The organism is Terriglobales bacterium (genome assembly GCA_035454605.1).
In the GTDB taxonomy this organism is placed as follows: Bacteria; Acidobacteriota; Terriglobia; order Terriglobales; family Acidobacteriaceae; genus DATMAB01.
In genome coordinates this window covers 36,389-45,139 of the sequence record DATIGQ010000203.1, presented here as the reverse complement: position 1 = coordinate 45,139, position 8,751 = coordinate 36,389, and the positions used below count along the sequence as shown (strand labels likewise).

Here is an 8,751-nt window from a genome sequence, read left to right as displayed (position 1 = left end):
GGGAGAGGCTCGTTCGCCTGACCGTCCCCAGCCTCAAAGAAACTATGCGGTTCCTCCCGGCGCCCAAACCGTCGGCAGGGAAACATGCTTGACCTGCCACCAGGAAAAGTCGGAACAAGTACAGAAGGTCCACGCGGAGTGTGAATCCTGTCATGGGGCCGGAAGTCTTCACGCCGAAGAACCGAGCCCCGAGAAGATCGCCTATCCCAGCGAAGAAGCCTGCCTGGCCTGCCATCAGTACCGTGACACAGCGCGGCTCACCTGGAAATCGAGTGAACACCGTCAGGGAAACCTGGTTTGCATTGACTGTCACTCGCTCCACGAGGAGCCGTTCCGCAAGTCGGATGTCCGCTTCCGTTACCTCGCTCCGAAATCGGCCCTGTGCCTGAAGTGCCACACCAACAAGGTGGGGCAATTCCGTATGACCTCGCACCACCCCGTGCTGGAAGGAGCGCTGGACTGCGTCGCTTGCCACAATCCCCATGAAGACCGGAAGCTCGAGGCCACGACCGGCCGCAACGAGCTATGCTATCGCTGCCATCAGGAAAAGCGCGGCCCCTGGGTTTACGAACATGAGCCGGTTGCGGAAGATTGCCTGATCTGCCACAACCCCCACGGCAGCGTCTCCCGCCGATTACTGCGACGGAACGAGCCCTATGTCTGTCTAAGTTGCCATTCCACCACCATCAACCGCCACGTCAACCAAGCCTCCACCGGCATTCCGGGGACGAATTACACACGGGCTTTCTATTCCCGGTGCACGGATTGCCATGGCGCGCAACACGGAACGCAGCAAGACGAATGGTTGCGGCGATAAAGCCCAGTGATCGCAGCCATGAGGTGGCCAATGAAATTATGCGGCGTGATTACTCTCGCAGTTGTTTGGGTCGCTTCTGTCCTTCCTCCTGCTTTGCTCGCCCAAGCACCGCCGAATTGTCCCCGGCTGCGCGGCCAGGTGACCCTCGGCCTCCAAGTCACCGATCCCGGCGGCGACGTGAACTTCTTACAACAGTATCGCAGTTTTCCCGCAGGGGACGTTTGGGGCAACCTGACCGACGTAGACCTGGTCTCGTGCCCCGATCCCGAGAAAGACCTGAAGATCGAGTTCTGGCGGCGGAACCCGTTTCGCTTGGTCGAAACTAACGTTTTCTCGCTCAGCGCCGAGGACTTTGCCTTCCGCGTGAAGTTATGGCGCTACCGCAACCGCCCCCTAGAAGTGTTCCCGGCGGCCACCGGTGTGGGCACAGCATTCGGCAGTGTCTTCAACAGCGACGTTCCACCCCAGCTCTTCTTTCACACGGACCGGACGCGTTTCGACGTTGAAGGGCGGATCAAGGGCTCTGCCTTCGGGGTTAACGGCAACATCCAAAACATTTGGGTGCGCTACGCCAACGAGCAACGCAGCGGTTGGGACCAGTTCCGTTTCGTGCTGGGCGGCTCCGACCGGGTGGGAGGGTTCGACACTGTTCGTTGGCGGCAAGAAGCTTTGGACATTTCAGCGGATGTGAACGAGCTCGAAGGGGGCGTCGTCTTTGGCAAGGCGCGCAACTACGCTTTGGCTTTTACCTTCATGGCTGACCGGTACGACAATGAGGCGCCTTTGACCACCAACTCCACCATCGCCCCCTTCGGCGGTGTCACCCCGACGGGCGCCACGCAGATCCGGACAGACGGTGACCTGGGCCAGCGCACGATCGATTTCATTCCCGACTCTGCGGTCCTGCGGCCCTCGGTGCAGTTTCTCAAAGGTTGGAAAGAGGACAAGTACTTGCTCTTCGCCGCGTATACCTTCTCGCGCCTCGACCAGAAGCAGCTCACGCCTCTCCAGGAGGCGTTTGTCGCCGGCTACCGCGGCCGAGTCCAGCGACACGTGGTGGCTGTCTCTCCGGTAATCCGCATCTCCGATCACGTTGACCTTCGAGGTGTGTTCCGCGATGAAATCCGCGACAACGACAGCAGCTTCGGTCCCGGACAGTTCTTGGATCCGGCCCGGAACCTGGCAGCACCCCGGCTGGATCGCCTTACCCGGCTCCGCTACGGAGCCGAGCTGAACTACCGCCCGCAATGGAGAAGCGCCGCCTTCACCCTCGAAGTGTCCCAGCGCCACATCGGCCGTGATCTGACTTTTGGCGTTGCTCCTGCTGAGTTCATCGCCCCGGATGTGACGTTGCTGCGAAGGGATACGGACATCACAACATTGCGCCTCCGGGGCAAGGTGAATCCCACCCGCAGTTCGGCCCTTCGCGCCGAGTACCGTTTTCAGACCGCGCAGAACACCGGGCTCCCGGTGGAGCCGGAGACCGGTCACTACTTCGACCTGGACGCCAGCTACGCCTTTTCCCGCCCTTCTGTGGACGGCGGTCTCTCCTTTCACTTTCAGGAAAACCGAGAGTCAAACGATACGCATTTTTTCACCGGCCTGGTTGGGACTACCCCGCAGGCAACGGTCCAGCAGAACTTTGTGAATAACAGCCGCTATTTCGATTTCACGTCGTGGCTCTCACCCAGAGACACCCCGCTGACCTTTACTCTTTCCTTCAACCGCATCGAGGATGACTCGAAGCAGAACTTCATCCACAGCAACCGTCGCCGGTTCGAGACTACGGCTGGGGTCCTTTTCACTCAGGTCGAGCGCACGCCCTACGAAAACATCACGAACACTGGCGCAGTGGGAATCCACTATCAAATCACGCCTCATTGGGGCGTGCAGGGGAACTACGTCGTCAATCAGTCAACTGGGAACTTCATCGGCCCCGGAACTCTTGTCTCCGTCCTGCAACCTTTCAGCCGCTTCGCCAACCGTGTCCAGACTGCCCTGGCAGGTGCGAGCTACACGGCTCCCCGGCAATTCACCGTAGGCTTTGAGTTTACGCACGACAACTACGACAATCGCGTCCAACCCATCTTGTCAGGAACCCGAAACACCTACTATGTGACAGTTCGTAAGGCGTTTTGAGGGTGAGACAGAGTTGAATCGTGCGCACTGCTCCAGGTGGCAGGCATCGGCGGGTCGGTTCCTTGTGACCTAAGAATCCTCCTCGGGCGCTGACCTTGCCACGAGCCAAGGAAAACCGGCAGTTCCTTCGGTGGCCCTTTCTCCGTGCATTCGTGCGCGGAAGCCGGCCGAGACTAGACGGAGGCTACGGTGCTTTCTTCGTCCGGCATGTATGAGCGCACACGCTCCTCGACTTCGGGCAGCGCCTGCTCGCGTCCTTCGCGTACTTCCCAGATGGAAACGATGGGGAAGAAACGCGTGAACACCATGTACAAGAACGTGAAGGTCGAGCAGAAACCAAGCGTGATGGCAAGCTCAATCCAGGTGGGCGAGTACTGACCCTTGGGCCAGGGCAGTCGTGGTTCCGAGAGGGTCGGCACCACGATGGTGAACCGCTCCAGCCACATGCCGATCTGGACCGAGATGGAGGCAATCACGGTACCCGCCACAGTCCGAGTCTGGCGCCGCGAAAGGATGCCCACCGGGATGAGGAAACAGGTCACCACCATCGTCCAGAAGGGCAACGCAAAGCGCCCGCTCAGCTTGGAGTAGAACACCACCAGGTGTACCGGGTCGTTGCCATAGAAGGTGGTGAGGAACTCGGCAAAGGTGAAGTAGAACCACAGGAGCGCCATCACCAGCAGCAGCACACCCAGGTGGTCGAAGTGCACCGGCTTGAGGTAGCCGTCGAGGAAATAGATCCGCCGGACGAGCGCCATGGCGATGATGATGGCCGCGATGCCGGAGAAGATCGCGCCCACGACGAAGTAGGGTCCGAAGATGGCGGAGTGCCACATCGGCTGCACCGTCATGGCAAACACCCAAGACACCACCGTGTGCACCGATATGGCTATGGGGATCACCAGAACGGCCATCACGGCGATGGCGCGGTTGAGGATCTTCTTTTGCCGTTCCGTTCCTTGCCACCCCAGAGCGAGGGCGCGGTAGAAACGGTGAAACTTGCCGGCGTGATCGCGCAGGATGGCGATATCCGGAATCAGGGGCAGGTAGAGGTAGATGGTGCTGGCCGTCAGGTACACGCTGATGCTGCACACGTCCCACAGCAACGGAGATCGGAAGTTCGGGTGTAGCAGGATGTTGAGCATGCGATCCGGCCGTCCGAGATCCATGATGACGCTGCCCACTCCGAAGAACAGCACCAACACGGTGATGACTTCCGCCGCACGGGTGATAGAGCGCCGCCACTCCGCGTGGCACAGCCGCAGGATGGCCGAAATCAATGTGCCCGCGTGGCTGATGCCGATGAAAAAAACGAAGTTCGTGATGTAGACGCCCCAATAGACGGGAATGTTCATACCCGTGGTGCCCAGGCCAAGGCTGAGCTGCCGCAGCCAGGCGAAGAAGGCGACCGTAGTGACACCCAACAGGGCCAGCGCCAGGTGATAGAAAGAACTCCGCGTGGCTACAATCGGCTGCAGCAGGACCGCATCCTGCATCTGGCCAAGTTCCTGTTTCTCGTTAGCCACCGCTCCACTCTCCTTCAGCGAGATAGAACACTTTAGGCTCCGTCCCCAGTTCCTCCAGCAACCGGAAGGTGCGGGAACTGCGCTCCAGCTTGGACACGACGCTGTTCGGGTCGGCAAGGTCACCGAAATACATGGCGCCCGCAGGGCACGATTCGACACAGGCGGGCACGTATTCGCCCTCGGCCAGCGGGCGGTCGGCGGCGCGCGCTTCCTCGCGGGCATGCTGCAGACGGTGATGACACAGGGTGCATTTTTCCACTACGCCCTTGGGGCGCACCGAGACATCGGGGTTGAGGGCCTGGATCAGGTCGCCGGGAAATTCCGGCTTGTACCAGTTGAAGCTGCGGCGTGTGTACGGGCAAGCGTTGGTGCAATACCGGCAGCCGATGCAGCGGGCGAAGATCTGCCGCACCGTGCCCTCGGAGTTGATGTCGGTCGCCCCCACCGGGCACACCAGGATGCAGGGCGGGTGGTCGCAGTGCAGGCAGGGCACAGGCAGCAGGCGCATGCTGAGCTGCGGGTACTCGCCGGCCAGTTCCGGCAGCATGTGAATCCAGGCGATGCTCCGGCCACGCTCTGCCTCTTCCGGCTCGACGCAGGGCACATTGTTTTCGCTCTGGCAGGCCACCACGCACGCCTGGCAGCCTGTGCACTTGGCGAGATCGATCGCCATTCCCCAACGCGGCATCCTTGTTCACCTCAAGCGCGATAAACCTTTACGAACGTGTTCCCGGTCTGCGGAAGTCCAGCAACGGGCTCGGGACCGGCTTCCATGATCGTCAGCGGGTTCACCCCACGACACTGCCATTCCGGCCCAGCGGTGTGTCCATACCCCATGGGCAGATGAACCGTCTCTGGGCGCACCCCTGCATAGAGGCGGGCCCGCGCCTGAACGCGCCCGCGGCTCGATTCCACCCAGACCAGGTCACGGTCGTTGATGCCCAGATTTCGCGCAGTATGCGGGTTGATCTCCAGCCAGCTATCCCAATGCGCGAACACATGTTCGCCTGCGATCTGCTGCAGATACGGCATGTGCGTACCCTCACCCCCTGCCAAAGGCAGCACTTCGATGGGCATCAATAGCAGTGGATATCCATCAGGCGGTTGCGGCAGCGCGGGCTGATGCGGTAGGGAAAGACGGTCGTCGCCCGGTGGCAAACCCGCCGCTTGCGCGAATTCCTTGCGCCGTGACGACCAGGCAGCAAGACGCTGGGAATAGAACTCGAAACGCCCGGAGGGGGTCCGGCAAACCCGGTTCCATTCGCCATAGTAGTAGGTGGGTTCCCACCATCCGCCACGTTCTTTCATCTGCTCCCACAGTTCATCCGCGGACGAGTACGACGGCGCCCACCACCCCGAGGCTTCCAGCAGGCGATCCCACGCCTGCTCGACCGCGGGAGCGAACACCGAGCCCGTCTGCGCCGCAAAAATCTTCTCCGCCTGCTTGTGGAGGTACTCCTCGAAGGTCGGGTAGGGCAACGCTGCGGCTGGCGGACCGCCGAGAGCCGCGGCTAGGCCCAAAACCACATCCACCGGATCGCGGCTGCCGTGTCTTGCCGCTACCGCCGGGGGCGAAACGGCGTGCAGGACGTAGGGGAACGTGGCGGGTGAAGTCGCCTCCTGCCAGCGTTCGAGCCCGGTCGCCGCCGGCAGAACCAGATCTGCCAGCGACGCGCTGTCGTTCATGAACGTAGTGAAGCTTGCGATGAAGGGAACGGATTGGAATGCTTCGCGGAACGCGTTCCCATTCGCTTCGGCAAACACCGGATCGACTTCGTGCAGCAGCAAGGCGCGGAGCGGGTAAGGCTTGCCCGAAAGGATGGCCTCCGGCAGTCGTGATACGTGGTGACCGGGACTCAGATACTCCGGCCGTGCGTCGATCCGATCGCCTGCAGAGCGAGCGGCGGAGTCTTGCTCGCCATCGCGGGTGGGACCTTCCGGCTGGATCAACACGCCGCCCAGTGCATCGATGCTGCCAACCAGGGCGTTGAGGCTATGCACGGCCATGGCTGCGTAAGGGTTTCCCGTCAGAGTTGAAGTTTGACGGTCCCCGATGGCGATGGCGGGGCGGTTCTGCCCGAATTCCCGCGCGAGGCGCACGATGATCTCCGGGGGGACGCCGGTGATTTCGGAGACTTGGTTCAACCGGTACTCGCTGGTGATCAACGAACGAAAGCCCGTATGCGTTTGGCCGCTCTTGTCCGTCCAATCTTCAAAGCCGAAGGTGCGCTCGCGCACGAAGGTGGCGTCGTACAGTCCTTCCGAGATCAGCACGTGCGCAATGCCCAGGGCCAGCGCCGCTTCGGTTCCTGGTCGGAGGGCTACCCATTGGTCGGCCTTGGCCGCGGTGGGAGAGAACCGCGACTCGATCTGGACGAACTTGCTGCGGCGCCCCGCGGAGGCATCGCGCCAGCGGCCGAAAGCACGCATGATGCTGACTGGAGCCCCCCAGCCCTCCAGCAGGTTGACCCCAAAGCTCATCACGTAGCGCGTGTTCTCGAGGTCATAAGCCACGGGCTGGGTCACACCCTGCTGGAGAAAGACGGCTGCCTGAAGTGCGTCCAGCCCGGAGGAAAGCGTCAGGTAGTTGGGCGAGCCGTAGGAAGCCAGAAACTCGCGCAGCAGCCGTCCGCGTAAACTGTCCTGCGCGCGGTCTATCAGCGCCAGGCCGCGGGGTTCCCCGGAATCGCGCAATTGGCGCAATTGCGAAGCCAGAATCGTGGTCGCTTCCTCCCACGTGATCTCTTGCCAGCGCGGGCGTTCGCGCTTGCCGACATTTTTGAGCGGCGAGGTGATCCGGTCGGGATGGTACAAAGCCTGGAGTCCTGCGACCCCCTTGGGACACAGCCCGCCGTGATTCATCGGGTTCAGGGGGTTGCCCTGGATCTTCACGGCACGCTCACCCACCATGCGCACACGCAGGCCGCACCCCGCCGGGCAGAGCCAGCAGATGCCGGGCTTCCATTGCTCGGGTCCGCTCGGCACCCGCACTTCTTCCGAACTCAAGGCCGCATTGAGTTCGCTGATGCCACGCAGCGTCACGCCGGAGGTCGCGACTCCCACTGCGCCCCCGGCGGTGAACCGCAGAAAGTTCCGGCGGTCGACGGTGAAGCTCATCGCTGACCTCCACTCGGCGCTTGCGCCGGGCCGCGGCTGAGGAACTCGATCAGGTCCACCATCTCTCCGGGGCGAAACACGGGCCACTCCTTCCGCTGCTCCTGCATGGTTTGGAACATCAACGGTCCGTGATTCCAGAGGTCGGTGGCCAGCGCGCTGGGTGACGCGGCGGCCCACCCGGTCAGATCCGGCGCAGTCCCGCCGGTGTGACACCCGGCGCAGCCTTTTTCCTGGAACAGGCGCTGCCCTCGCCTTGGTTCGCCGGCCACCTCGAAGTACCGCTCCGCGAACAGGTAGGCGATCAGGTCCGCCATCTCCTTGTTGCTGAACTGGCGCGCCCGCAGCTGTCCGGACCCCATCGAGGACCACATGGTGGGCCCGTGGTTCCACATGTCCGCGGCAAATTGTCCAAGAGTTCGCGGCAGAACGCTCTTGGCCAGATCCGGACCGAGTGTCCCGCCGCGACCGCGCAGCGCATGGCACGATGAGCAGCCCTTATGCTGGAACACCACCCGCCCGGCCTGCGGATCCGCAGAGCGCAGGTACACCTTGCGCCGGGGATTGGGCGCCAACTGGCGTACGTACGCGATCAAATCAGCTACGTCGTCTCCCTGGAACTGCGGCCAGGGCAATCCCTGTGCGCCCATGGCTTCGCGCATGGCAGGTCCGTGGTTCCACATCGTCTGGATCCAACTCACAGGATTGCGATAACTGGCCCAGCGCTCCAGGTCGGGCCCCCTACGCCCTCCCTGGCCACCCACCGCGTGGCAACGAAGGCAGCGCTTCTCCGTCAGCAGTCTGCGGCCGCGCTCTGCATCCCCCGGCACGTCCAGCGAACGCACGGAGTAGAGAAAGGCGAACAGGTTCGCCATTTCCTCCTTGTTGAAGCTCGGCGAGGGAACCTTCTCCTGACGCATCTTCTCCCACATGCTGGGAGCGTGGTTCCACATGGCCGCCAGCACTTCGGCGGCACTCAGTTGACCAACCGGCGCACGGGCCAGATCGGGCGCGCTCTTTCCTCCTTCACCCAGCACCGCATGGCAACGGCTGCAACCTTTATCGAAGAAAACCCGCATTCCCGCCTTAGGATCGCCCGGAACGAAGTAACCACCCCCCTGCGCCTGGGCGCGCCCTGCCCAGGCCAGCAGTACG

At 62.3% G+C, this 8,751-nt stretch carries 6 protein-coding genes; 2 read left to right on the top strand and 4 right to left on the bottom strand.

What is annotated here, in order from left to right; all coding sequences use genetic code 11:
* Positions 1–88 precede the first annotated feature (88 nt).
* Together VLE48_14300 and VLE48_14295 are read left to right on the top strand one after the other, a co-directional pair.
* Positions 89–817: a cytochrome c3 family protein gene (locus VLE48_14300; GenBank protein ID HSA94180.1), complete on the top strand. Its 729-nt coding sequence runs from the start codon at positions 89–91 to the stop codon at positions 815–817.
* Between the two features lie 30 nt (positions 818–847).
* The gene (locus VLE48_14295; GenBank protein ID HSA94179.1) at positions 848–2,956 is read left to right on the top strand and encodes a hypothetical protein; all 2,109 of its coding nucleotides are present in this window, start codon (positions 848–850) and stop codon (positions 2,954–2,956) included.
* 173 nt (positions 2,957–3,129) lie between these two features.
* Here the strand turns inward: VLE48_14295 and nrfD are convergent, their stop codons facing one another.
* The 4 genes from nrfD to VLE48_14275 are packed head-to-tail and all read right to left on the bottom strand — an operon-like array spanning position 3,130 to position 8,675.
* The gene (gene nrfD, locus VLE48_14290; GenBank protein ID HSA94178.1) at positions 3,130–4,482 is read right to left on the bottom strand and encodes an NrfD/PsrC family molybdoenzyme membrane anchor subunit; all 1,353 of its coding nucleotides are present in this window, start codon (positions 4,480–4,482) and stop codon (positions 3,130–3,132) included.
* On the bottom strand, positions 4,475–5,170 hold the full coding sequence (locus tag VLE48_14285; protein HSA94177.1) for a 4Fe-4S dicluster domain-containing protein: 696 nt from the start codon (positions 5,168–5,170) through the stop codon (positions 4,475–4,477). Before VLE48_14285 ends, nrfD begins: the two co-directional genes overlap by 8 nt.
* A gap of 11 nt (positions 5,171–5,181) precedes the next feature.
* Positions 5,182–7,599 carry a molybdopterin-dependent oxidoreductase gene (locus VLE48_14280; protein HSA94176.1) on the bottom strand — a complete coding sequence of 806 codons (2,418 nt, stop codon included), beginning with the start codon at positions 7,597–7,599 and terminating at the stop codon, positions 5,182–5,184.
* On the bottom strand, positions 7,596–8,675 hold the full coding sequence (locus tag VLE48_14275) for a c-type cytochrome (GenBank protein HSA94175.1): 1,080 nt from the start codon (positions 8,673–8,675) through the stop codon (positions 7,596–7,598). Before VLE48_14275 ends, VLE48_14280 begins: the two co-directional genes overlap by 4 nt.
* Between the last annotated feature and the right edge of the window lie 76 nt (positions 8,676–8,751).